The following is a 23,552-nucleotide window of genomic DNA, read 5'->3' on the forward strand; positions in this document are numbered from 1 at the left end:
CCGGGCCCCGCGACCGGCTCAGGCGCTGGCGAGCTCCGCCTGCGGCTCGAGCACCTCCGCGAGGAACCGGCCCGTGTGGCTCCCGGGGACCGACGCGACGTGCTCGGGGGTGCCCTCGGCGATGACCCGCCCGCCGCCGGACCCGCCCTCGGGACCCATGTCGATCACCCAGTCGGCGTTCTTGATGACGTCGAGGTTGTGCTCGATGACGATGACGGTGTTGCCCTTGTCGGCGAGCGACTGGAGCACGCCGAGGAGCTTGCGGATGTCCTCGAAGTGCAGGCCCGTCGTCGGCTCGTCGAGCACGTACGCCGTGCGGCCGGTCGAGCGCTTCTGCAGCTCGCTCGCGAGCTTGACGCGCTGCGCCTCGCCGCCCGACAGCGTCGGCGCCGGCTGACCGAGCCGGACGTAGCCCAGGCCGACGTCGACGAGGGTGCGCATGTAGCGCGAGATCGCCGGGACCGCGGCGAAGAACTCCGCGGCCTCCTCGATCGGCATGTCGAGCACCTCGGCGACGGTCTTGCCCTTGAAGTGCACCTCGAGGGTCTCGCGGTTGTACCGCGCCCCGTGGCAGACCTCGCACGGCACGTAGACGTCCGGCAGGAAGTTCATCTCGATCTTGATCGTGCCGTCGCCGGAGCACGCCTCGCAGCGGCCGCCCTTGACGTTGAACGAGAACCGCCCGGGCGTGTAGCCGCGGACCTTGGCCTCCGTCGTCTCCGCGAACAGCTTGCGCACGTGGTCCCACACACCCGTGTAGGTCGCCGGGTTGGACCGGGGCGTGCGGCCGATCGGTCCCTGGTCGACGTGCACGACCTTGTCGAGCTGGTCGAGCCCGGTGACCCGCGTGTGCCGGCCCGGGACCTGGCGCGCGCCGTTGAGCTCGTTCGCCATGACCGTGTAGAGGATCGAGTTGACGAGCGTCGACTTGCCCGAGCCCGAGACGCCCGTGACGGCGACGAGGCACCCGAGCGGGAAGGTCACGTCGATCCCCACGAGGTTGTGCTCGCGCGCGCCGACGACGGTCACCGTGCGGTTCGCGTCGTAGGGCCGGCGCGTCTGCGGCATCGGGATCTCGCGCCGCCCGGACAGGTAGGCGCCCGTCACGGACTCCGCCGACGCGAGCAGCCCCGGCAGGTCGCCCGAGTGGACGACGCGGCCGCCGTGCTCCCCCGCGCCGGGACCGATGTCGACGATCCAGTCCGCGGTGCGGATCGTGTCCTCGTCGTGCTCGACGACGATGAGGGTGTTGCCGAGGTCCCGCAGGCGCGTGAGCGTGTCGATGAGCCGCCGGTTGTCACGCTGGTGCAGGCCGATGCTCGGCTCGTCGAGGACGTAGAGCACGCCCACGAGGCCCGACCCGATCTGGGTCGCGAGCCGGATGCGCTGCGCCTCGCCGCCCGAGAGCGTGCCCGCCGGACGGTCGAGCGCGAGGTAGTCGAGGCCGACGTCGAGCAGGAAGCCGAGCCGCGCCTGGATCTCCTTGAGCACCTGCGTGGCGATCGCGCGCTCGCGCTCGCCCAGCTCGAGCGCGCCGAGGAAGTCCCGCGCCTCGCGGAGCGGCAGTCGGCACACCTCGGCGATCGAGCGTCCGCCGACGCGCACCGCGAGCACCTCGGGCTTGAGGCGCGTGCCCTTGCAGACCGGGCACGGGACCTCGCGCATGTAGGCCTCGTACTTCTCCTTCGACCAGTCGGAGTCGGTCTCCGCGTGGCGCCGCTCGATGAACGTCACGACGCCCTCGAAGCCCGTCGAGTACTGCCGCTCACGACCCCAGCGGTTCCGGTACCTGACGTGCACCTTGTGGTCCTGGCCGTAGAGGATCGCGTCGCGGGCGCGCTCAGGCAGGGCGCGCCACGGGACGTCCATCCCGAAGCCCAGCTCGGCGGCCAGGGCGGTGAGCACGCGCTGGAAGTACTCGGACGACGTCTGCGCCCACGGGGCGACGGCGCCGCCCGACAGGGTCGCCTCCTCGTCCGGGATGACGAGGTCGGGGTCGACCTCGAGCCGGCTGCCGATGCCGGTGCACTCCGGGCACGCGCCGTAGGGCGCGTTGAACGAGAAGGTCCGCGGCTCGATCTCCTCGAGCGACAGCTGGTGGTCGTTGGGGCACGCGCGGTGCTCGGAGAAGCGGCGCTCGCGGTTCGGGTCGTCCGCCTCCGCGTCGACGAGCTCGACGACGAGCAGGCCGTTCGCGAGCACGAGCGCGGTCTCGACGGAGTCCGTGAGCCGGCGCTGCACCCCCTCGCGCGCGACGAGGCGGTCCACCACCACCTCGATCGTGTGCTTGAGCTTCTTCTCGAGCGTCGGCGGGCTGGTGAGCTGGACGACCTCGCCGTCCACCCGGGCGCGCGCGAAGCCCTTGGCCTGGAGCTCCTTGAACAGGTCGGCGTACTCGCCCTTGCGGCCGCGCACCATCGGCGCGAGCACCTGGTAGCGCGTCCCCTCGGGCAGCTCGAGCAGCCGGTCGACGATCTGCTGGGGCGTCTGCCGGCTCACCTGCTCGCCGCAGACCGGGCAGAACTGCGTGCCCGCGCGCGCGAACAGCAGGCGCAGGTAGTCGTAGACCTCGGTGATGGTGCCCACCGTCGAGCGCGGGTTGCGGTTGGTCGACTTCTGGTCGATCGAGACCGCGGGCGACAGGCCCTCGATGAAGTCGACGTCGGGCTTGTCCATCTGCCCGAGGAACTGGCGCGCGTACGCCGAGAGCGACTCGACGTAGCGCCGCTGCCCCTCCGCGAAGATGGTGTCGAAGGCCAGCGAGGACTTCCCGGAGCCGGACAGGCCCGTGAAGACGATGAGGCTGTCCCGGGGGAGGTCGAGGTCGACGTTGCGCAGGTTGTGCTCGCGCGCGCCCTGCACGATGAGTCGGTCGTTCACCGGAGCATCCTACGTCGCCGCTCCGACATGCGTACAGGCGTTCGAACCCCTGAGGGCGCGCGACGGTCTGTGACATCGCCCACGGGCGCCGTGCGCGGTCGGGATGTGCGGACCACACTGTGGTGATGACGACGCCGCCCCCCGACCCCGGTCGCCCGCCCCCCGCCGTCGCGGTCCAGACGCCGAAGTCGACCCCCATCGCGGACTACGCCGTCCTCGGGGACGGCCGGACGGCCGCGCTCGTCTCGCGCGGCGGCTCTGTCGACTGGCTGTGCCTGCCGCACTTCGACTCCCCCGCGTGCTTCGCCGCGCTCCTGGGCACGCCCGACCACGGCCGGTGGCTGCTCACCGTCCGCGACGCGACGTCGGTCACGCGCCGGTACCTCGACGACTCGTTCGTCCTCGAGACGACCTACGAGACCCCGACCGGCACCGCCGTCGTCGTCGACGCCATGCCCCTCCTCGACGGCCGGGCGGACCTCGTCCGCCGGCTCGAGGTCCTCTCCGGGACCGTCACGGTCGAGCACGAGTGGGTCGTGCGGTTCGGCTACGGGAGCATCGAGCCCTGGGTCCGGCGCGTCCGCGACGGCGAGGGCAACCGCGCCATCCGCGCGATCGCCGGCCCCGACGCGCTGCTGCTGCGCGGTGAGCGGCTCCCGAACGCGGTCGACCACCGCCACCGGGACGAGTTCGACATGCAGGAGGGCGAGTCCGTCGAGCTCGGGCTCACCTGGACGCCGTCGTGGGACCCCATCCCCGACCGCATGCCCATCGGCGAGCGCCTCGAGGCGACCCGCATCCGATGGGCGCAGTGGGCCCACAGCGCGCGCTACGACGGGCCCTACCGCGACGCCGTCGTGCGGTCGCTGCTCGTCCTGCGCCTCCTCACCGACGGAAGCACCGGCGGCATCATCGCGGCGCCCACCACGTCGCTGCCCGAGGACTTCGGCGGCGAGCGCAACTGGGACTACCGGTTCTGCTGGCTGCGCGACGCGGCGCTCACGCTCGAGGCGCTGCTCGAGCACGGCTACCGCACCGAGGCCACCGACTGGCGCGACTGGCTGCTGCGCGCCGTCGCGGGCGACCCGCGGGACCTGCAGATCATGTACGGCACGGACGGCCGGCGGGACCTGCCCGAGGTCGTGCTCGACCACCTGCCCGGGCACTCGGGGTCCCGGCCCGTCCGCGTGGGCAACGCGGCCGTGGACCAGATGCAGCTCGACGTCCTGGGCGAGGTGATGTGCGCCCTGCACCTCGCCCGGGAGTGCGGGCTCGAGGAGACGCACGACTCGTGGGCCCTGCAGCGCCTCCTCGTCGAGGACCTCACGCACACGTGGCGCCACGCCGACCGCGGCATCTGGGAGGTGCGCGGCGAGCCGCAGCACTTCACGCACTCGAGGATCATGTCGTGGGCCGCGGTCGACCGCGCCGTGCGCGCCGTGGAGGACTTCGGGCTCGAGGGACCGGTCGAGCGCTGGCGGGCGGTCCGCGACGAGATCCGGGCCGACGTGCTCGAGCACGGCTACGACGCCGCCCGCGGCACGTTCGTCCAGCACTACGGGAGCACCCGGACCGACGCCTCGCTCCTGCAGATGGTCCAGGTGGGCTTCCTACCGCCCGACGACGAGCGCTTCCGCGGGACGGTCGCGGCGATCCGTGCGGAGCTCGAGGTGAGCGAGGGGCTCGTGCACCGCTACCACCCCCAGCGGACCGACGACGGCCTGGTCGGCGGCGAGCACCCCTTCGTCGCGTGCAGCTTCTGGCTGGCCGACGCGCTCGCCCGCTGCGGCGACGTCGAGGGGTCGACGCGCGTGCTCGACCGCCTCGTCGGGCTCACCAACGATCTCGGGCTGCTCTCGGAGGAGTACGACGTGGAGGGGGACCGGATGGCCGGCAACTTCCCGCAGGCGCTCAGCCACCTCGCGCTGGTGCGCGCGGTGCACAGCCACGAGGTCGCGGTCGAGAGGGCGCGCCGGGCCCCCGACGCCGCGTCGGTGCGGGCCTGACGGTGGCCTACACCGGCGACGTGGTGCCCGGCGGACCGAGCGACGTCCGCGAGCTCGACGAGCTCGTGATCCGCAAGGCGTCCGTCGGTCCGATGGACAACGACACCTACCTGCTCACGTGCCGCGGGAGCGGCGACCAGCTGCTCGTCGACGCTGCCGCCGACCCCGAGCGCCTGCTCGCCCTCGTCCGCGAGGGCTCCGGCTCGGCCCGGCTCGCGACCGTGGTCACGACGCACCGGCACCCGGACCACCACGGCGCGCTCGAGTCCCTCGTCGCCGTCACGGGCGCGGCGACCGCTGCCGGGGCGGCCGACGCCGACGCGCTGCCGGTCCACGTCGCGCGCCGGCTGGTGCACGGCGACGTCGTGCTCGTCGGCCACGTGACGCTCGAGGTCGTGGCCCTGCGCGGGCACACGCCCGGGTCGGTCGCCCTCGCCTACCGCGAGCCGACGGCGACCCGGGCGCCCGAGGGCGTCGCGCAGCGGGTCCACCTGTTCACGGGAGACAGCCTCTTCCCGGGCGGGCCTGGGCGGACGAGGGACCCCGAGGCCTTCGCGTCGCTCATGACGGACCTCGAGGAGCGCGTGTTCGGCCGCTTCGACGACCTGACCTGGGTGTATCCGGGGCACGGGCGCGACACGACGCTGGGCGCGGAGCGACCGCACCTCGCCGCGTGGCGCGCACGCGGCTGGTGAGCGCCACGGCTGGTGCGGGCACCGGCACCGTGAGGACATCGGCATCGTGAGGACACCGGTGCGCGGCAGGCGAGGGCGCCCACGACGGGGCGCCCGCAGGGGTCAGTCGTCGTCCTTGTCGTTCCCCCGGCCGTTGCCCTCACCCTCGCCCTCGCCCTTGCCGCCGCCGCCGCCCTGAGCCGCCTGCTCCGCCGCCGCCTGCTCCGCCGCCGCCTGCTCGGCCGCCGCCTGCTCGGCCGCGGCCTGCTCCGCCGCCGCCTGCTCGGCCGCCGCCTGCTCCGCGGCGGCCTGCTCCGCGGCCGCCTGCGCGGCGCGCGCGGCGGCGAGCTCGGCGGTGACGCGGTCCAGGGCGTCGTCGACCACGCGGTACCGCGCCGCGCTCACGTCCCCCTCGTCGACCGCGGCCTCGAGCGCGGCACGCAGCTCGGTGAGCTCGGTCTCGGCGACGTCGTGCCGGCCGTCGGCGACCGCCTGGGTGACCGCGAGGACGCCGTCCTGGAGCGTCGCGGCGGTCTCGGGGCGCAGGTCCGGCGACGCCCCGCACGCCGCGAGGACGAGGGCCGTGGCCAGCGCGAGGGCGGCGGCACGCCCGCGGCGGGAGTTCCGGGCGCCGAGGGCCGGAGCGGGCGCGCTGCGGCGACGCGCGCCGGCGCCGGCGGGTCCGCGCCTCACGGCTCCACGCTCTGCTGGAGGTCGGTGAGGGCGTCGCCGAGGGGTCCCTCGACGCTCGGGTACGTCGGCGGCTCGGGCGGCGCCTCGCCCTGGGTGAGCCGCGCGCCGAGCAGCCCGATCGCACCGAGCACGACGACGGCGAGGGCCACGAGGGCGGCACCGCGCCGGCGCCGCCGGTCGACCGGCTGCTGCCCGGTGACCTCGGCCGCCGTGGGTCGCCGGCGCGGGCTGCGCGCAGCCCTCTCCGCCGCCTCCCGGACCTCGTCGGGCGAGTACCGGTGCGTGTCGTCGGCGAGCGGGACCTCGCCCGTGCCCCGGCGCCGGGGCGGCGGCGGGGGGACGCGCGGAGGGATGCTCGCGGGGAGCGCGTGACGCGGGACCGACCCGAGATCGCCGCCGTCGACCGTGGGCCCCGCAGGCATCGCACGCGTCGCGAGCGCGTGCACGCCCGTCGGCACCTCGCCCGTCGAGATCCCGTCCTCGGCGAGCGCGGCGAGCCGGGTGGCCGCCTCCGCCGCCGTGAGCCGCTCCTCGGGCCGCATCCGCGTCATCCCCTGGAGCACCACGACCCACTCCGGGCCGAACTCCGTGGGGACGGCGGGCGACGTGTTGAGCCGCGCCGCGGCGACCTCCACGACCGTCCCCGTGAACGACTTGCGCCCGGTCAGGCACTCCAGCAGGACGAGACCGAGGGCGTACACGTCGGTCGCCGGGCCGACGGACTGGCCCGCGGCCTGCTCCGGGCTGAGGTAGGTCGCCGTGCCGAGCGTCGTCCCCGTGACGGTGAGGCGGGCGCCGTCGGAGAGCCGCGCGATGCCGAAGTCCGCGAGCTTGACGATCGGGCCCGTGGTCACCGCGGCGGCCGGGTCCTCCGAGGCGGCCGAGGCGAGTCGGTCACGGTCGACGAGCAGCACGTTGGCGGGCTTGACGTCCCGGTGGACCACGTCGGCGGCGTGCACGACGGCGAGCGCCTCGGCCACCTGGCGACCGAGGCGCGCGGTGTGGCGCGGGCTGAGCGGGCCCTCGGTGAGCCGGTCCGCCAGCGTCGGGCCGTCGACGAGCTCCATGACGAGGTACGTCTGGCGCGCCGGACCACCCGCGTGCGCCGCGCCGGCGTCGTGGAGGGTCACGAGCCCCGGGTGGCTCAGCTGCGCGAGCACGCGCATTTCCGACTGGTGGCGCAGGAGGTCGTCCGCGTCGTCGGGGACGGGCGGGAAGAGCTTGACCGCGACGTCGCGGTCGAGGACGAGGTCGTGGGCGCGGTACACCGTCGCCATGCCGCCTCGCCCGAGCACGTCCTCCAGGCGGTACCTGTCGTCGAGGAGGACACCTCGGGCCACATCTGCCCCTGGCGTCACCGTCTGCCTCCAGTCCGCGCCGTGCCGAGCGTGACGCCGCTCGCTACCGGTCCCCTCACGTCGAAACTAGGGGCGCCCCGCGGGGTCCGCATGTCGAGGGCGGCACCCGAGCGGGTGAAAGTCCGGGCAGGATCGCGCCATGAGCGTCTACGCCGTCCACTACACCTACGACCAGCGCACCGGCGAGCGCGACCGCGTGCGCCCGGCTCACCGCGCGTTCCTCGGCGACCTGCACGACGCCGGCACCCTGCTCGCGAGCGGCCCGTGGGCGGGCCCCACGCACGGCGTCCAGGCCGAGCCGGACGGCGCCCTCCTGCTCGTGCGCGCCGAGGACGTCGCCGGGGTCGAGCGCCTCCTCGACGCGGACCCGTTCGCGCTCGCGGGGCTCGTCGCCGGACGCTCGGTGCGTCCGTGGACGCCGGTGTTCGGCCCGTGGACCGACGACGACTGAGGGACGCCCCGGGTCGGGGGTGCGACGGGGCGCACGAGGTGCGACCCGGCAAGCTCCTGCCGGCCGGGTCAGGCCGTCGCCGCGTGCATGTCCCGCAGCTCACGCTTGAGCCCGGAGATCTCGTCGCGCAGGCGTGCGGCGAGCTCGAACTGGAGCTCCGCCGCGGCCGCGTGCATCTGGTCGCTCAGCTCAGCGATGAGCTCGGCGAGCTCGGCGGCCGGGACCGCGGCGAGCTTCGCCCGCGGTGACTGCGCCGCCGCGCCACCCTTGCGGCCCGGGACGGGGGCCTTGCCCTTGCCCGGGTTGCGGTAGCCGCCCTGCAGCAGCTCGGCCGTGTCGAGGTCCTCGCGCGCGAGCATGTCGGTGACGTCGCTGATCTTCTTGCGCAGCGGCGTCGGGTCGATGCCGTTCGCGAGGTTGTACGCGACCTGCTTCTCGCGGCGGCGGGTCGTCTCCTCGATGGCGAGGGCCATGGCGGGTGTCACCTTGTCCGCGTACATGTGGACCTGACCGGAGACGTTGCGCGCGGCGCGGCCGATCGTCTGGATGAGACTGGTCCCCGAGCGCAGGAAGCCCTCCTTGTCGGCGTCGAGGATGCTCACGAGCGAGACCTCGGGCAGGTCGAGGCCCTCGCGCAGCAGGTTGATGCCGACGAGCACGTCGAACTGACCGAGCCGGAGCTCGCGCAGCAGCTCGACGCGGCGCAGCGTGTCGACCTCGGAGTGCAGGTACTGGACGCGCACACCCTTCTCGAGCAGGTAGTCGGTGAGGTCCTCCGACATCTTCTTCGTCAGCGTGGTGACGAGCACGCGCTCGTCCCGCTCGGTGCGCAGCCGGATCTCGTGGAGGAGGTCGTCGATCTGCCCCGTGGTCGGCTTGACCACGACCTCCGGGTCCACGAGGCCCGTCGGGCGGATGATCTGCTCGACGACGCCGTCGGACTGCGCGAGCTCGTAGGCCCCGGGCGTCGCCGACAGGTAGACCGTCTGGCCGATCCGCTCGACGAACTCCTCCCAGCGCAGCGGGCGGTTGTCCATCGCGCTGGGCAGCCGGAAGCCGTGGTCGACCAGCGCGCGCTTGCGCGACATGTCGCCCTCGAACATCGCACCGATCTGCGGCACGGTGACGTGGGACTCGTCGATGACGAGCAGGAAGTCCTCGGGGAAGTAGTCGAGGAGCGTGTGCGGAGGCGTCCCCGGACCGCGGCCGTCGATGTGCCGCGAGTAGTTCTCGATGCCCGAGCAGCTGCCGACCTGGCGCATCATCTCGATGTCGTACGTGGTGCGCATGCGCAGGCGCTGGGCCTCGAGCAGCTTGTTCTGGCGCTCGAGCTCGGCGAGGCGCTCCTCGAGCTCCGCCTCGATCGACCCGATCGCGCGCTCCATGCGCTCGGGGCCGGCGACGTAGTGCGTCGCCGGGAACAGGTGCACGTCGAGCTCGGACCGCAGCACGTCGCCCGTGAGCGGGTGCAGGAGGTGGATCGCCTCGATCTCGTCGCCGAAGAACTCGATCCGGATCGCGAGCTCCTCGTACACCGGGATGATCTCGACCGTGTCCCCACGGACGCGGAACGTGCCGCGCGTGAACGCCATGTCGTTGCGCGTGTACTGCATCGTCACGAACTTGCGCAGCAGCTGGTCCCGCTCGACCTGGTCCCCCACCGAGAGACGCACCATGCGGTCGACGTACTCCTGCGGCGTGCCGAGGCCGTAGATGCACGAGACCGACGCGACGACGACGACGTCCCGCCGCGTGAGGAGCGAGTTGGTCGCCGAGTGGCGCAGGCGCTCGACCTCGTCGTTGATCGACGAGTCCTTCTCGATGTAGGTGTCCGTCTGCGCGATGTACGCCTCGGGCTGGTAGTAGTCGTAGTACGAGACGAAGTACTCGACCGCGTTGTTGGGCAGCAGCTCGCGGAACTCCGTCGCGAGCTGCGCGGCGAGCGTCTTGTTCGGCGCCATGACCAGCGTGGGGCGCTGGAGCTGCTCGATGAGCCAGGCCGTGGTCGCCGACTTGCCCGTGCCGGTCGCGCCGAGCAGGACGACGTCCTTCTCGCCCGCGCGGATGCGCGACGTGAGGTCGGCGATCGCGGTCGGCTGGTCGCCCGACGGGGTGTACTCCGACACGACCTCGAACGAGGCCGCGCGGCGCTGCAGATCGGTGACGGGACGCATGGGACCACCGTACGTCGACCCTCCGACACGACCGCGCCGCGGGTCCGCGCGCGCGGACACCGGACGCCACCCTCGGATGTGACGCAGGTCACACGAAGATCACCTCAAGCATGTCCGGTTTGCCGCCGATGGGTGGTGTGAGGCGGATCCCGGGAGTCCGGGACCGCCCCGGTCAGCGACAAGGGCAAACCCGTCGAGAGGCGGGGACGCAGAGCCAGGGGCCCACGAGGGCAGCCCAGCCACCGAACGACAGGACATCTCATGCAGAGCGCACCCTCCACCACGAACGTCACGAGCCTCCTCACGCCGGGCGAGGTGGCCACGATGTTCCGGGTCGACCCGAAGACGGTCACCCGCTGGGCCAACGCCGGGAAGATCACCGCCGTCCGCACGCTCGGCGGGCACCGCCGCTTCGTCGAGACCGAGATCCGCGGGCTGCTGTCGACGGTCCCCGCGCAGCAGGGCTGAGCACTCCCCCCGGCGGGGGGGGCCCCCCCCCGGGGGGGCCCCCCCCGCGGCGCCCCCCCCCCCCCCCCCCCCCCACCACCCCCCCCCCCCCCCCCCCCCCCCCGCGGCTCGTCCGCCCACGGAGCTCCACCCACGGAACTCCGACCCCGGAGGGCCGCGATCAGTCGAGGCGCCCCGCCACGAGGCGGTCGGCCCCCGTCGCCGCGCCGGACGCCGACGCCGCCCGGATCACCGCGGTGAGCACCTCCGCTGAGGCCTCGGCGCTCAGCGCCGGGCCCTCGCCGCCGACCTGCTCGGGCGTGCGCGGCACGTGGACGAAGCCGCCCACCACACCCGGGCGCGACGCGAGCAGGTGCATGAGCGCGTAGAACGTCGCGTTGCACACGTAGGTGCCCGCGGTGGTCGAGACCTCGACCGGCCGCCCCGTCGCGAGCCCCGCGGCGAGGCACGCCCGGACCGGGAGGCCGCTGAAGAACGCGGCCGGGGCGCCCGCGACGACCGGCACGTCCACCGGCCGGGACCCGTCGTTGTCCGCGATCGGCGCGTCCACGAGATTGACCGCGACCCGCTCGATGCCGACCGCGGCGCGCGAGCCTGCCTCCCCCACGCAGACGACGACGTCGGGCGCGTGGTCGCGCACCGCCAGGCGCAGCTCCTGGCGCGCCCCCCGGAACGAGACCGGGAGCCGCAGCGTGACCAGGCGATCCGGCCCGTCCCATCCGGCGGCCACGCGCTCGACGGCCGCCCACGACGCGTTGACGTCCTGCCCGCCGAACGGCTCGAAGCCGGTGACGAGGACCGTCCGCGTCACGCGCTCCACCGCTGCCACAGCGCGTCGACCTGCGCCTCGAGCGCCGCGACGTCGCCCGACCCGTCGAGCACGACGTCGGCCGCCTCGAGCCGCGCCTCGTCGTCCGCCTGGGCCGCAAGCCGTGCCCAGGCGTCCGCCTCGGTCATCCCCCGGCCGTCGACGAGCCGGCGCACCCGGAGCTCGGCGGGCGCGTCCACCACGACGAGCTCGTCGAAGTGGCCGGCCTGGCCGGTCTCGACCAGCAGCGGGATGTCGTGCACGACGACCGCGCTGCCGTCCGCCACCGCCCTGGCCTCCGCCTCGTGCGACGCCTCGCGCACGAGCGGGTGCACGACGGCGTTGAGGCGCTCGCGCGCGGCGACGTCGCGGAACACCACGGCGCCCAGCGCCGCGCGGTCGAGCTCGCCCGAGGCCGTGAGCACCTCGTCGCCGAAGGCCGCCGCGACCGCGGCGAGGCCGGGCGTGCCGCGCGCGACGACCGCTCTCGCGAGCACGTCGTGGTCGACGACGGCGGCGCCGTGGTGCGCGAGTCGTGCCGCGACGACCGACTTGCCGGCAGCGATCCCGCCGGTCAGGCCGACGCGCAGGCGGGGGCGGTGGTCACCGTGCTGCTCGTGGGTCACGCGCCCACCCTAGGACGGCGTCCCCGTCGCGGGCGACGGCGGGCCCGGCACGCCGACGGGCCGGCCACCCCGAGGGGTGACCGGCCCGTGCGTGCGACCGTGCTGCCCGCGCGAGGCGGGCGGCGGTCAGTTGCCGGTGAGCTTCTCGCGCAGGGCGGCGAGCGCCTCGTCCGAGGCCAGCGTGCCGCCGGCCTCCTCGACCGGGGCCGAGGAGTAGCTGGACGTCGAGCTCACGGAGCCGCTGTCCGAGCTGCTGCTCGACGCGTCCGCGTCGGCCTGCGCGGCCTCGGCGACCTGCTTCTTGTGAGCCTCCCAGCGCTCGTGGGCGGCGGCGTACTGCGCCTCCCAGGCCTCGCGCTGCGTCTCGAAGCCCTCGAGCCACTCGTTCGTCTCGGGGTCGAAGCCCTCGGGGTACTTGTAGTTCCCCTTCTCGTCGTACTCGGCGGCCATGCCGTACAGCGCGGGGTCGAAGTCCTCGCTGTGGGGGTCGAGACCCTCGTTGGCCTGCTTGAGCGAGAGCGAGATGCGGCGACGCTCGAGGTCGATGTCGATGACCTTGACGAACGTGTCGTCGCCGACGTTGACGACCTGCTCGGGCAGCTCGACGTGGCGGACCGCCAGCTCGGAGATGTGCACGAGGCCCTCGATGCCGTCCTCGACGCGCACGAACGCACCGAACGGGACGAGCTTGGTGACCTTGCCGGGCACGACCTGGCCGATGGCGTGCGTCCGGGCGAACGCCTGCCACGGGTCCTCCTGCGTCGCCTTGAGCGACAGCGAGACGCGCTCGCGGTCGAAGTCGACGTCGAGCACCTCGACCGTGACCTCCTGGCCGACCTCGACGACCTCGGAGGGGTGGTCGATGTGCTTCCAGGACAGCTCGGAGACGTGCACGAGCCCGTCGACGCCGCCCAGGTCCACGAAGGCACCGAAGTTGACGATCGAGGACACGACACCGGGGCGGACCTGGCCCTTCTGCAGGGTCTGCAGGAAGGTCGAGCGCACCTCGGACTGCGTCTGCTCGAGCCAGGCGCGGCGCGAGAGGACGACGTTGTTGCGGTTCTTGTCGAGCTCGATGATCTTCGCCTCGATCTCCTTGCCGACGTACGGCTGGAGGTCGCGGACGCGACGCATCTCGACGAGCGACGCGGGGAGGAAGCCGCGCAGGCCGATGTCGAGGATGAGGCCACCCTTGACGACCTCGATGACGGTGCCGGTGACGACGCCGTCCTCCTCCTTGATCTTCTCGATCGTGCCCCACGCGCGCTCGTACTGGGCGCGCTTCTTCGACAGGATCAGCCGACCCTCCTTGTCCTCCTTCTGGAGGACAAGGGCCTCGACCGCGTCGCCGACCTTGACGACCTCGTCCGGGTCGACGTCGTGCTTGATGGAGAGCTCGCGGGAGGGGATGACACCCTCGGTCTTGTAGCCGATGTCGAGGAGGACCTCGTCCCGGTCGACCTTGACGATGGTGCCTTCGACGATGTCGCCGTCGTTGAAGTACTTGATGGTCGCGTCGATCGCGGCGAGGAAGTCCTCGGCCGAGCCGATGTCGTTGATCGCGACCTGAGGGGCCGACTTCGTCGGGGTGGAGATGGTCATTGAGTGTCGAGCTCCGATGCGGACAGGGAGTAGTGCGGACAGGGATGGTGCGGGATGCGCCGGGCGGAGCGCGTCACCCGGTGGGCGAGCGCGGTCGGACCAGCAGACCAGCGCGACGAAGGCACGTCACGCCGACCTCGATCCTACGCGGTGCCGCGAAGGAGGGCAAAGACGTCGGTCGCGCGTGCGCTCAGGCGAGCACCTGGGCCGCGCGCAGCATGTCCGCCGGCACGTGCTTGACCCGACCTGCGACCTCGGACAGCGGCACGAGCTCGATGTGCTCGCCGCGCAGCGCCGTCATCACGCCCGTCGTGCCGGCGGCGATCGCGTCCATCGCGGCGACGCCGAAGCGGCTGCCGAGGATGCGGTCCGTCGGGGTCGGTGCACCGCCGCGCTGCACGTGGCCGAGGATCGTCACGCGCGTCTCGAACCCGGTGCGCTGCTCGATCTCGTGGGCGAGCCGCTCGCCGATCGCGCCCGCCACGATCTCGCCGAACTTGCCGAGCTGCGTGCGGTAGTCCATCGACCCGCCCTCGCGCGGGCTCGCGCCCTCGGCGACGACGACGATCGAGAAGCTCGCGTGCGCGCGGTGGCGGTGCTTGAGGAACTTGACCACCTGGTCGATGTCGAACGGCTCCTCGGGCGCCAGCACCAGCTCGGCGCCGCCGGCCATGCCCGCGTTGACGGCGATCCAGCCCGCGTGGCGGCCCATCACCTCGACGACCATGACGCGGTTGTGGCTCTCCGCCGTCGTGTGCACGCGGTCGATCGCCTCGGTCGCGATGTTCACCGCGGTGTGGAACCCGATCGACAGGTCGGTCCCGGCGACGTCGTTGTCGATCGTCTTCGGGATCGCGACGATGCGGACGCCCGCCTCGGCCACCTTGCTCGCGGCGTGGAGGGTGCCGTCGCCGCCGATGCAGATGAGCGCCTCGATCCGCTCGGCCTCGAGCGTGGCGAGGACGGCGTCGATGCCCCCGTTCTCCTCGTTCGGGTGGAACCGCGCCGTGCCCAGCAGCGTGCCGCCCATGGGCAGGACGTTGCGGATGTGCGGGCGCCCCAGCGGCATGACGTCGCCGTCGACGACGCCCTTCCAGCCGTTGCGGAACCCGATGATCGAGTGGCCGTAGGTGCCCTCGCCGTGCTTGACGACGGCACGGATCGCAGCGTTGAGGCCGGGGCAGTCGCCACCACCGGTCAGCAGTCCGACGCGCACGAACGAGCTCCTTCAGTCGAGGGGGACGGAGCGGGTCCGACGCCCCGCTGCGCGCCCGCGGCTCCACCCTAGCGAGGGGGACCACGCACGACGCGGGCCGTCGGTCCCGTGGACGACGTCGCGGACGTGCCGCGTCGCGGCCCCCTGAGGTGCCGGTCAGGTGCCGGTCACGCGCCCAGCGACAGGGCCAGGCTCCGGCCCGGGATCGCGTCGAGCAGCCGCTGCGTGTACTCCTGCTGCGGGTCGTCGAAGACGTCGTCCACGGTGCCCTGCTCGACGATCCGCCCGCTCTCCATGACGCACACCTGGTCGGCGATCTGCCGGACGACCGCGAGGTCGTGGCTGATGAACAGGTAGCTGAGGCCCAGCCGGTGCTGGAGGTCGGCGAGCAGGTGGAGGATCTGCGACTGCACGATGACGTCGAGCGCCGAGACGGCCTCGTCGCACACGACGAGATCGGGGTTGAGCGCGAGCGCCCGCGCGATCGCGACGCGCTGGCGCTGGCCGCCCGAGAGCTCCCCCGGGTAGCGACGCAGCAGGTCGGGCGAGAGCGCGACGTCGTCCATGAGCTCGAGCACGCGCGCGCGCCGGTCCGCGGCCGAGCCGGTGCCGTGCGCCCGCAGCGGCTCCTCGATGGTGCGGTAGATGGTGTAGAGCGGGTCGAGCGACGCGTACGGGTCCTGGAAGATCGGCTGCACCTGGCGGCGGAAGCGGACCTCGGCCTCGCGGTCGCCGTGCCCGCCGACGACCTCCCCGTTGAAGCGGATCGTGCCCGACGTCGGCTCGAGCAGGTCGAGCATCATGCGCGCCACGGTCGACTTCCCCGAGCCCGACTCCCCCACGATCGCGACCGTCGATCCGCGCGGGATCACGAAGCTCACGTGGTCCACGGCGGTGAACTCGGTGCGCCGCGCGAACAGGCCCTGCCCGCGCAGGTGGAACACCTTCGTCACGTCGTCGACCTCGACGATGTGGTCGGCCTCGGCGATCGCGGCGGGCTCGTCCGCGGAGACGGCGAGCAGGTCGGTCGCGACGGCGTCGGTCGCCCCCGTCTGCTTCGCGATCTGGATGCGGCGCGACGCGAGCGACGGCGCCGCCGCGAGCAGGCGCTTGGTGTACTCGTGCTGGGGGTCCGTGAGCAGCTGCGTGGCGGGGCCGGTCTCGACGACCTCGCCCCGGTACATGACGACGACCCGGCTCGCACGCTCGGCGGCGAGGCCCAGGTCGTGCGTGATGAGCAGCACCGCCGTGCCCAGGTCGGACGTCAGCTGCTCGAGGCGGTCGAGGATGACGCGCTGCACGGTGACGTCCAGCGCCGACGTCGGCTCGTCCGCGATGAGCAGGCGCGGCCGGCACGACAGGCCCATGGCGATGAGCGCGCGCTGGCGCATGCCGCCCGAGAACTCGTGCGGGTACTGCTCGGCGCGGCGCGCGGCGTCGGGCAGGCCCGCCTCCTCGAGCAGCTCGACCGTGCGGCGGCGCGCCTCGGCACCGCGCGCGACGCCGTTGTCCTCGAGCGCCTCGACGATCTGGGCGCCGACGCGCATCACGGGGTTGAGGTTCGACATCGGGTCCTGCGGGACCATGCCGATCCGGGTGCCGCGCATCCGCGCGAGTCCCGCGCCGCCGAGGGCCGCGACGTCCTGGCCCTCGAAGAGGATCTGGCCGCCGGAGACGCGGCCGTTCTCGGCGAGCAGCCCGATGACGGCCATCGCCGTCGTCGACTTGCCCGAGCCGGACTCGCCGACGATCGCCACGGTCTCCCCCGCGAGCACGTCGAAGGAGGCGCCGCGCACGGCGGTCGCGGTGCCCTGCTCCGTGCGGAAGGTCACCTCGAGGTCGCGGATGCTCAGCAGGGGCGTCTGGCCCGCGCCCCTGCGGTCGGCGTCCGACCCGGTGCCGGTGGTGGTCGTCATGCGGGTCAGCGTCCCCTCGTCCGTGGGTCGAGCGCCTCGCGGAGGGCCTCACCGAAGAGCGTGAACCCGAGGGCGGTGACCGCGATGCAGAAGCCGGGCCACAGGGCGAGCCGCGGGGCCACCTCGAGCTCGTTCTGGGCCTGCGTGAGCATGCGGCCCCACTCGGCGGTGGTCGGCGAGCCGCCGCCGAGGCCGAGGAAGGACAGCGCCGCGGCCTCGATGACCGCCGTGGCCAGCATGAGCGTCGCCTGCACGATGACGGGGCCGAGGCTGTTCGGCAGCACGTGGCTCATGGTGACGGTGCGGCGCGACAGGCCGAGCGACCGGGCCGCGAGCACGTAGTCCTGCCCGCGCTCGGCGAGCATCGTCCCGCGCAGCAGGCGCGCGAAGATCGGGATCTGCACGACCCCGATGGCGACGACCACCGCCGTGGGCGACTGCCCGACGACCGCGGCGATCGACACCGCGAGGAGGAGCGACGGGACCGAGAGCATGAGGTCCACCAGGCGCATCGTCGCGGTGTCGACCCAGCCGCCGAACGCGCCGGCGAGCAGGCCGAGGAGCGCTCCGCCCAGGAGCCCGAGCAGGGTGGACAGCACGCCGACGAGCAGCGACGCCCGCGCGCCCCAGATGAGCTTGGACAGCAGGTCGCCGCCGTAGCGGTCGAGGCCCAGCAGGTACTGGTCGGACGGGCCGGGGATGAACGTCGGCCGGATCTCGGCGCGGCCCGGCAGCGCGCCCTCGGCGTACGGCGCGAGGACGGGCGCGAGCAGGGCGACGAGCACGAAGAGGAGGACGATCACGGCGCCCGTGAGGGCACCGGGGTTGCGGCGCAGGCGGCGCGCGGCGACGCGCCAGATGCTCGCGCCCTCGTCCTGCGCGCCGCGGCGCGGGCCGGGGGCCGGTGCGTCGGTCGTCGGGGTGCCGGTGCCGGTCGGCAGCGCGACGCCCGACGGACCGCCCGCGGCGGGCGTGGCGCTCGTGGGGTCGGTCATCGGCGGGCTCGCATCCGGGGGTCGATGATGCCGTAGGAGACGTCCACCGTGAGGTTCGCCAGCGCGTAGACGACCGCGATGAACAGGATGAAGCCCTGCAGCACGGCGTAGTCGAGGTCGAAGACGGCGTCGGCCAGGAAGCTCCCGATGCCGTTGAACGCGAACACGGTCTCGGTCAGGACGGCGCCCGAGAGCAGCAGGCCGACCTGGAGGCCGATCGTCGTGGCGACCGGCAGCATCGCGTTGCGGAGGACGACCCGGCGGCGCAGGCGTGGCGGCTTGAGGCCCTTGGCCCGTGCGGTGCGCACGTAGTCGGCGCTCTGGACCTCGATCACGGACGCGCGCGTGATGCGGGCGATGATCGCGAGCGGGATCGACCCCAGCGCCAGTGCCGGGAGCACGAGGTGCAGGAGCGCGTCCCACGCGGCGTCCCACTCGCGCGTCAGCAACCCGTCGAGGACGTAGAAGCCCGTCGGGTGGGTGGCGATCATGGCCGGGCTCTGGCGTCCCGTCGACGGGAACCAGCCGAGCTGGACGGCGAACACGTACTTGAGCAGGAACGCGAGGAAGAAGACCGGGATCGTCACGCCGATGAGGGACGCGACGACGGTCGAGTGGTCGAGGAACCGGCCGCGGTACCGCGCCGCGACGTAGCCGAGCGGGATGCCGACGCCGATCGCGATGACCAGCGCGAGGGCCGTGAGCTCGATCGTCGCCGGGAACCGGGTGAGGAACTCCTCCAGCACGGGGAGCCGCGTGCGGCTCGAGACGCCGAAGTTGCCCTGGAGGAGCTGCCCGAGCCACCGGACGTACTGCTCGTGCAGCGGGCGGTCGAAGCCGTACAACGTGTTGAGCCGCTCGACCGCCTCCGGGGTGGCGCGCTCCCCCAGGAGGGCCGTTGCCGGGCCTCCCGGGAGAGCGCGCACCCACAGGAACAGCAGGATCGAGAGCCCGAACAGCGTCGGGATCAGCAGCGCGAGCCGCTGCAGGACGAGTCGGGCCATCGATCAGTCGTCGAGCGTGATGACGTTGAAGACCTCGTCCTGCACGGGCGACGCCGGGTAGTCGTGCACCTTCGGGCTGAAGGCGAGCGACGGGACCGGGTGCGCGAGCGGGACGCCGGGGAGGCGCTCGAGGATCGCCTCGTTGGCCGCCTCGTACGCCGCCGTCTGGTCCTCGACGCTCGTCTGGTAGCGCGCGTCGCCGATCATCTCGAACAGCTCGGGGTCGTTGAAGCCCCACTCCATCGAGGGCGCACCGAAGAACACGCCGATGAAGTTGTAGGTGTCGTTGTAGTCACCGGTCCACCCGAGCAGGTGCAGGCCGTGCTCGGCCGTGCCCTGCATGCGGTCGAGGTACTCCGGGTTCCACGGCTCGGGCACCGGGTTGACCGTGATGCCGACCTCCTGGAGGTCGGCGCTGATCGCCTGGAACGTCTGCTCGGGCGTCGGCATGTAAGGCCGCGAGACGTTCGTCGGGTAGTTGAAGTCGATCGTCAGGGTCGACTTGCCGGCCTCGGCGAGCAGGGCGCGCGCCTTGTCGGGGTCGTACTCGTACGTCGCGACCTCGTCGCTCCAGCCCGCGACCGACGGCGGCACGAAGTTCGTCGCGACCTCGGTGCCCTCGGGCAGCGTCTGGGCGACGAGCGCCTCCTTGTTGATCGCGTGCGCGATCGCCTGGCGCACCTTGAGGTCGGCGAGCTCGGGGTTCGCCTGGTTCATGCCCAGGTAGAGGATGTTGAAGGGCTCGCGGTTGACGATCTGGAAGCCCTCCTCCTCGAGCGCGGCGACGTCGGCCGGGCCGACGAGGTCGTAGCCGTCGATGTCGCCCGCCTGGAGCGCCTGGCGGCGCGCCGTGGCGTCGGAGATCACCGGGAAGACGATCCGCTGGATCTGGCCCGCCTCGCCCCAGTAGTCGGGGTTGGCCGTCAGCACGACCTCCTGGCCCGACGTCCACGACTCGAAGACGTAGGGGCCCGTGCCGGTCGGGTGCGCCGTCGCGTACTCCGGGAGGATCGGCGCGTCGGCCTCACCCGTGACGTCGTCCGCGCCGTACTCCTCCATCGCCGTGGGCGACTGCATGGAGAACGCCGGGAGCGAGAGCGCCGAGATGAACTCGGGCAGCGGGCTCTTCATGGTGATGACGGCCGTCGTCGCGTCGGGCGCCTCGCAGCTCTCGTACTTGCCCGTGCCGTTGAGCTCGGGGACGTCGCTCGTCGCGAAGCCGCCGTTCACCTTCTGCCAGTAGTACGAGAGGCTCTCGGACTGCTGGATGCCGGTGAAGTTGTTCCAGCGCTCGAAGTTGGCGCACACGGCCTCGCCGTCGAACGGCGTGCCGTCGTGGAAGGACACGCCCTCCTTGAGCTGGAAGGTGTACTCGAGGCCGTCCTCGCTCACCTCCCAGTCCTCGGCGAGCAGCGGCGCGGGGTCGGCCGTGCCGGGCTCGGTGCCGACGAGCCCCTCGAAGATCTGCCGCGCGACGCGGAACGACTCGCCGTCGTTGGCGAACGCCGGGTCGAGCGACGCGGGGTCCGAGGAGGCCGCGAAGATGAACGTGTCGCGTCCGCCCTCGCCGCCGCCCTCGGTCTCGCCGCCGGTGGTCTCCCGGTCACTTGCGGCGCACGCCGTCAGCGCCATCGCTGCTGCGGCGGCCAGCGCCGTCACCTTCACTACGGTCCTCACACGATCACCTCTCGTGGGTACTGCGAGTCGGGGGTCCTGCGTGCCCGGGCAGTCCGGACGGCCCGACGCTAACCACACCGTGTCACGCCTTTGTTACTGGTCGGTCACGTCAGGGACTCGGCGAAACTACTGCCATGGAACGCCTTTTGCCCAACCAGGCCCGTTTCGCCCACGTGCCCGTCGAGGCGGGCGGCGGGGCCGCACGCGGGTGGTGGGACGCCAACGCCGCCGACTACCTCGCCGAGCACGGGGACTTCCTCGGGCCGGCGGACTTCCGGTGGTGCCCCGAGGGTCTGCGCGAGCAGGACATGCGGCTGCTGGGCGACGTGACCGGCCGGCGCGTGCTCGAGGTGGGGGCAGGCGCGGCGCAGTGCACCCGGTGGCTCGTGGCGCGGGGCGTCGACGCGGTCGCGACCGACGTCTCGGGAGGCATGCTGCGCGCGGGTCTCGCCCTCGACGCCGCCGCCCCCGGCGTGCGCACGCCCCTGGTGCAGGCGGACGCCCGGCGGCTGCCGTTCGCGGGCGCCACGTTCGACGTCGCCTTCACGGCGTTCGGCGCCCTGCCCTTCGTGCCCGACGCCAGCGTCGTCCACCGCGAGGTCGCGCGCGTGCTGCGGCCCGGCGGGCGGTGGGTGTTCGCCGTGACCCACCCGCTGCGCTGGGCGTTCCCGGACGACCCGGGCGAGCGCGGCCTCACGGCGATCCGCTCCTACTTCGACCGGCGGCCCTATGTCGAGACCGACGAGCACGGTGCCGTCGCCTACGCCGAGTACCACCGGACGGTGGGCGACCACGTGGCCGAGCTCGTCGGCGCGGGCTTCGTCCTCGAACGTCTCGTCGAGCCGCCGTGGCCCGAGGGGCACGACCGCACGTGGGGCGGGTGGGGCCCGGTGCGCGGGGCGCTGCTGCCGGGCACCGCGATCTTCGTCTGCCGGCGCGCCGACCAGGTCCCCGGAGCGGGCCCCGCGGCGGCGGGACCCGCTCCGGGCCTGCCGGCGGGCTAGTGGACGGAGGCCTTCTCGGCGCCCGCCCCCGTCAGGGACCGCACCTCCATCTCCGCGAACTTCTCCGGGTGCGGCTGCTCCTTGCTGAGCATCGTCCCGACGATCCCGAGCAGGAACGCGAGCGGGATCGAGACGATGCCGGGGTTGGACAGCGGGAAGATCGCGAAGTCGACCGACGTGTCCTTGATCATCGACAGGCTCGCACCCGTCACCGGGTCGACCTTGCCCGAGACGACCGGCGAGAACGCGATGAGCACGATGCACGAGATCAGGCCGCCGTACATGCTCCACAGCGCTCCGGCCGTGTTGAACCGCCGCCAGAACAGCGAGTAGATGATCGTCGGCAGGTTGGCGCTCGCCGCGACGGCGAACGCCAGCGCGACGAGGAACGCGATGTTCTGCCCCTGCGCGAAGATGCCCCCGACGATCGCCAGGATCCCGATGACGACGACCGTGAGGCGCGCGACGCGCACCTCGCCGTCCGGGTTGACCTCGCCGCGCTTGATGACGTTCGCGTAGATGTCGTGCGCGAACGACGCCGCGGCCGTGATCGTCAGGCCCGCGACGACCGCCAGGATCGTCGCGAAGGCCACGGCCGAGATGAAGCCCAGGAGCAGGACGCCCCCGAGCTCGTACGCGAGCAGCGGCGCCGCGGAGTTGACCCCGCCCGGCGCGCTGCGGATCGTCTCCGGGCCCACGAGCGCGCCGGCACCGTAGCCGAGCACCAGCGTGAACAGGTAGAAGGCGCCGATGAGCCAGATCGCCCAGACCACGGACCGACGCGCCTCCTTGGCCGACGGCACGGTGTAGAAGCGCATGAGCACGTGCGGCAGGCCGGCCGTGCCGAGGACCAGCGCGAGGGCCAGCGACAGGAAGTCGATCCGCGTGAGCGCGGACACGCCGTACTGCTTGCCGGGCTCGATGAGCGCCTCGCCGCCCTCGCCGCCCGCGTCGACCGCCGCCTGGAGCAGGGCCGAGAGGTTGAGGCCGAACTTCGCCATGACCCAGATGCTCATGACGAGCGCCCCGGCGATGAGCAGCACGGCCTTGACGATCTGGACCCAGGTCGTGCCCTTCATGCCCCCGACGAGCACGTAGAGGATCATGAGCGCGCCGACGACGGCGATGACCGCGCTCTGACCGGCCGTGGTGTCGATCCCGAGCAGGAGGGCGACGAGCCCGCCGGCGCCCGCCATCTGCGCGAGCAGGTAGAAGAAGACGACCATGAGGGTCGCGAGCGCCGCCGCCATCCGGACCGGCCGCTGCCGGAGCCGGAACGACAGGACGTCGGCCATCGTGAAGCGGCCCGTGTTGCGCAGGAGCTCGGCGACGAGCAGGAGCGCGACGAGCCACGCGACGAGGAAGCCGATGGAGTACAGGAAGCCGTCGTAGCCGTTGAGCGCGATGGCCCCGGCGATCCCGAGGAAGCTCGCGGCCGAGAGGTAGTCGCCCGCGATCGCGGTGCCGTTCTGCGGCCCGGTGAAGGACCGTCCGGCGGCGTAGTAGTCCGCCGCGGTCCGGTTGTTGCGCGACGCCCGGAACACGATGACGAGGGTCACGAGGACGAACGCCCCGAAGATCCCGATGTTGACGCCCGGGTCGCCGATCTGCTCGGCCTCGGCGGCGGTGCGCAGGATCACCGGACCTCCCCCGTCTCGATGTGACGGCGGAGCCGGTCCGCGACCGCGTCCTGCTTCTTGTTCGCCCAGCTCGCGTAGATCATCGTGATCGCGAAGGTCGAGACGAACTGCGCGAGCCCGAAGAGCAGCCCGACCGTGATGGTCCCGACGACGCGCGTGCTCATGAAGTCGTGCGCGTACGCGGCCAGGAGGACGTAGAGGAAGTACCAGACGAGGAAGAACGCCGTCATCGGGAAGACGAAGTTGCGGAACCTGCGGCGCAGGTCCTGGAACTCCTGCGATCTCTGCACGCGTTGGTAGTCGGTCTCAGACGGTTCGAGGACCTCGGACATGCTGCCTCCGGGTGTGTCTGGGTGGCGA

General features: G+C 72.9%; 19 protein-coding genes and 1 riboswitch. Of the genes, 5 read left to right on the forward strand and 14 right to left on the reverse strand.

The window, feature by feature from the left end; translation table 11 throughout:
- Window positions 1–18: 18 nt before the first annotated feature.
- A complete protein-coding gene (gene uvrA, locus JIG38_RS01475) occupies window positions 19–2,880 on the reverse strand; it encodes an excinuclease ABC subunit UvrA (RefSeq protein ID WP_199421706.1) in 2,862 nt (953 codons plus the stop codon).
- Between the two features lie 125 nt (window positions 2,881–3,005).
- On the opposite strand from uvrA, the gene JIG38_RS19850 reads away from it, so the two are divergent.
- Together JIG38_RS19850 and JIG38_RS19855 are read left to right on the forward strand one after the other, a co-directional pair.
- Window positions 3,006–4,886: a glycoside hydrolase family 15 protein gene (locus tag JIG38_RS19850; protein ID WP_233404136.1), complete on the forward strand. Its 1,881-nt coding sequence runs from the start codon at window positions 3,006–3,008 to the stop codon at window positions 4,884–4,886.
- A 2-nt stretch (window positions 4,887–4,888) separates the two neighbouring features.
- On the forward strand, window positions 4,889–5,581 hold the full coding sequence (locus JIG38_RS19855) for an MBL fold metallo-hydrolase (protein WP_307844429.1): 693 nt from the start codon (window positions 4,889–4,891) through the stop codon (window positions 5,579–5,581).
- A gap of 102 nt (window positions 5,582–5,683) precedes the next feature.
- On the opposite strand, the gene JIG38_RS01485 is transcribed toward JIG38_RS19855, so the two are convergent.
- The gene (locus JIG38_RS01485; protein ID WP_199421707.1) at window positions 5,684–6,253 is read right to left on the reverse strand and encodes a hypothetical protein; all 570 of its coding nucleotides are present in this window, start codon (window positions 6,251–6,253) and stop codon (window positions 5,684–5,686) included.
- On the reverse strand, window positions 6,250–7,593 hold the full coding sequence (locus JIG38_RS01490) for a serine/threonine-protein kinase (protein ID WP_199421708.1): 1,344 nt from the start codon (window positions 7,591–7,593) through the stop codon (window positions 6,250–6,252). Before JIG38_RS01490 ends, JIG38_RS01485 begins: the two co-directional genes overlap by 4 nt.
- 157 nt (window positions 7,594–7,750) lie before the next feature.
- Between JIG38_RS01490 and JIG38_RS01495 the strand changes: the two genes are divergently transcribed.
- The gene (locus JIG38_RS01495) at window positions 7,751–8,062 is read left to right on the forward strand and encodes a YciI family protein (RefSeq protein ID WP_199421709.1); all 312 of its coding nucleotides are present in this window, start codon (window positions 7,751–7,753) and stop codon (window positions 8,060–8,062) included.
- A gap of 68 nt (window positions 8,063–8,130) precedes the next feature.
- On the opposite strand, the gene uvrB is transcribed toward JIG38_RS01495, so the two are convergent.
- Window positions 8,131–10,236 (reverse strand): excinuclease ABC subunit UvrB, encoded by a 2,106-nt coding sequence (uvrB, locus tag JIG38_RS01500; protein ID WP_199421710.1) that lies wholly within the window; start codon window positions 10,234–10,236, stop codon window positions 8,131–8,133.
- Between the two features lie 173 nt (window positions 10,237–10,409).
- A riboswitch (cyclic di-GMP riboswitch) is annotated at window positions 10,410–10,483 on the forward strand.
- Window positions 10,484–10,497: 14 nt separating this feature from the next.
- On the opposite strand from uvrB, the gene JIG38_RS01505 reads away from it, so the two are divergent.
- Window positions 10,498–10,704, forward strand: coding sequence for a BldC family transcriptional regulator (locus JIG38_RS01505; protein ID WP_199421711.1), 207 nt, complete (start codon window positions 10,498–10,500; stop codon window positions 10,702–10,704).
- A 160-nt stretch (window positions 10,705–10,864) separates the two neighbouring features.
- On the opposite strand, the gene JIG38_RS01510 is transcribed toward JIG38_RS01505, so the two are convergent.
- The 8 genes from JIG38_RS01510 to JIG38_RS01545 all read right to left on the reverse strand — a co-directional run bounded on the left by JIG38_RS01510 (window position 10,865) and on the right by JIG38_RS01545 (window position 20,503).
- Complete coding sequence (locus JIG38_RS01510; RefSeq protein ID WP_199421712.1) at window positions 10,865–11,515, reverse strand: pyroglutamyl-peptidase I; 651 nt, start codon at window positions 11,513–11,515, stop codon at window positions 10,865–10,867.
- On the reverse strand, window positions 11,512–12,138 hold the full coding sequence (gene coaE / locus JIG38_RS01515) for a dephospho-CoA kinase (RefSeq protein WP_307844430.1): 627 nt from the start codon (window positions 12,136–12,138) through the stop codon (window positions 11,512–11,514). The genes JIG38_RS01510 and coaE overlap by 4 nt, the downstream gene beginning before the upstream one ends.
- Before the next feature lie 126 nt (window positions 12,139–12,264).
- Window positions 12,265–13,740 (reverse strand): 30S ribosomal protein S1, encoded by a 1,476-nt coding sequence (gene rpsA, locus JIG38_RS01520; RefSeq protein ID WP_199421713.1) that lies wholly within the window; start codon window positions 13,738–13,740, stop codon window positions 12,265–12,267.
- Between the two features lie 190 nt (window positions 13,741–13,930).
- Window positions 13,931–14,956 carry a 6-phosphofructokinase gene (locus tag JIG38_RS01525; RefSeq protein ID WP_199421714.1) on the reverse strand — a complete coding sequence of 342 codons (1,026 nt, stop codon included), beginning with the start codon at window positions 14,954–14,956 and terminating at the stop codon, window positions 13,931–13,933.
- Window positions 14,957–15,123: 167 nt separating this feature from the next.
- Complete coding sequence (locus JIG38_RS01530) at window positions 15,124–16,872, reverse strand: dipeptide ABC transporter ATP-binding protein (protein ID WP_199421715.1); 1,749 nt, start codon at window positions 16,870–16,872, stop codon at window positions 15,124–15,126.
- A 5-nt stretch (window positions 16,873–16,877) separates the two neighbouring features.
- Window positions 16,878–17,867, reverse strand: coding sequence for an ABC transporter permease (locus JIG38_RS01535; protein WP_199421716.1), 990 nt, complete (start codon window positions 17,865–17,867; stop codon window positions 16,878–16,880).
- On the reverse strand, window positions 17,864–18,871 hold the full coding sequence (locus JIG38_RS01540) for an ABC transporter permease (protein WP_199421717.1): 1,008 nt from the start codon (window positions 18,869–18,871) through the stop codon (window positions 17,864–17,866). The genes JIG38_RS01535 and JIG38_RS01540 overlap by 4 nt, the downstream gene beginning before the upstream one ends.
- A 3-nt stretch (window positions 18,872–18,874) precedes the next feature.
- Window positions 18,875–20,503: an ABC transporter substrate-binding protein gene (locus tag JIG38_RS01545; RefSeq protein ID WP_199421902.1), complete on the reverse strand. Its 1,629-nt coding sequence runs from the start codon at window positions 20,501–20,503 to the stop codon at window positions 18,875–18,877.
- Between the two features lie 179 nt (window positions 20,504–20,682).
- Between JIG38_RS01545 and JIG38_RS01550 the strand changes: the two genes are divergently transcribed.
- Window positions 20,683–21,552 (forward strand): class I SAM-dependent methyltransferase, encoded by an 870-nt coding sequence (locus JIG38_RS01550; RefSeq protein WP_199421718.1) that lies wholly within the window; start codon window positions 20,683–20,685, stop codon window positions 21,550–21,552.
- On the opposite strand, the gene JIG38_RS01555 is transcribed toward JIG38_RS01550, so the two are convergent.
- Together JIG38_RS01555 and JIG38_RS01560 are read right to left on the reverse strand one after the other, a co-directional pair.
- Window positions 21,549–23,192, reverse strand: a complete 1,644-nt coding sequence (locus JIG38_RS01555) for a monocarboxylic acid transporter (RefSeq protein WP_307844432.1) — start codon at window positions 23,190–23,192, stop codon at window positions 21,549–21,551. The two genes, JIG38_RS01550 and JIG38_RS01555, sit on opposite strands and share 4 nt — an antisense overlap.
- Window positions 23,189–23,524 (reverse strand): DUF485 domain-containing protein, encoded by a 336-nt coding sequence (locus tag JIG38_RS01560; RefSeq protein WP_199421719.1) that lies wholly within the window; start codon window positions 23,522–23,524, stop codon window positions 23,189–23,191. The genes JIG38_RS01555 and JIG38_RS01560 overlap by 4 nt, the downstream gene beginning before the upstream one ends.
- Window positions 23,525–23,552: the final 28 nt, after the last annotated feature.

The organism is Actinotalea solisilvae (genome assembly GCF_016464425.1).
Taxonomy (GTDB): Bacteria; Actinomycetota; Actinomycetes; order Actinomycetales; family Cellulomonadaceae; genus Actinotalea; species Actinotalea solisilvae.

Excerpts from the sequence above, each read along its gene's own strand:
- JIG38_RS19850 (WP_233404136.1), top strand. The coding sequence starts at position 3,006 with ATGACGACGCCGCCCCCCGACCCCGGTCGCCCGCCCCCCGCCGTCGCG.
- JIG38_RS01495 (WP_199421709.1), top strand. The coding sequence starts at position 7,751 with ATGAGCGTCTACGCCGTCCACTACACCTACGACCAGCGCACCGGCGAG.
- uvrB (WP_199421710.1), bottom strand. The coding sequence starts at position 10,236 with ATGCGTCCCGTCACCGATCTGCAGCGCCGCGCGGCCTCGTTCGAGGTC.
- JIG38_RS01505 (WP_199421711.1), top strand. The coding sequence starts at position 10,498 with ATGCAGAGCGCACCCTCCACCACGAACGTCACGAGCCTCCTCACGCCG.
- rpsA (WP_199421713.1), bottom strand. The coding sequence starts at position 13,740 with ATGACCATCTCCACCCCGACGAAGTCGGCCCCTCAGGTCGCGATCAAC.
- JIG38_RS01530 (WP_199421715.1), bottom strand. The coding sequence starts at position 16,872 with ATGACGACCACCACCGGCACCGGGTCGGACGCCGACCGCAGGGGCGCG.
- JIG38_RS01535 (WP_199421716.1), bottom strand. The coding sequence starts at position 17,867 with ATGACCGACCCCACGAGCGCCACGCCCGCCGCGGGCGGTCCGTCGGGC.
- JIG38_RS01540 (WP_199421717.1), bottom strand. The coding sequence starts at position 18,871 with ATGGCCCGACTCGTCCTGCAGCGGCTCGCGCTGCTGATCCCGACGCTG.
- JIG38_RS01545 (WP_199421902.1), bottom strand. The coding sequence starts at position 20,503 with ATGGCGCTGACGGCGTGCGCCGCAAGTGACCGGGAGACCACCGGCGGC.
- JIG38_RS01550 (WP_199421718.1), top strand. The coding sequence starts at position 20,683 with ATGGAACGCCTTTTGCCCAACCAGGCCCGTTTCGCCCACGTGCCCGTC.
- JIG38_RS01560 (WP_199421719.1), bottom strand. The coding sequence starts at position 23,524 with ATGTCCGAGGTCCTCGAACCGTCTGAGACCGACTACCAACGCGTGCAG.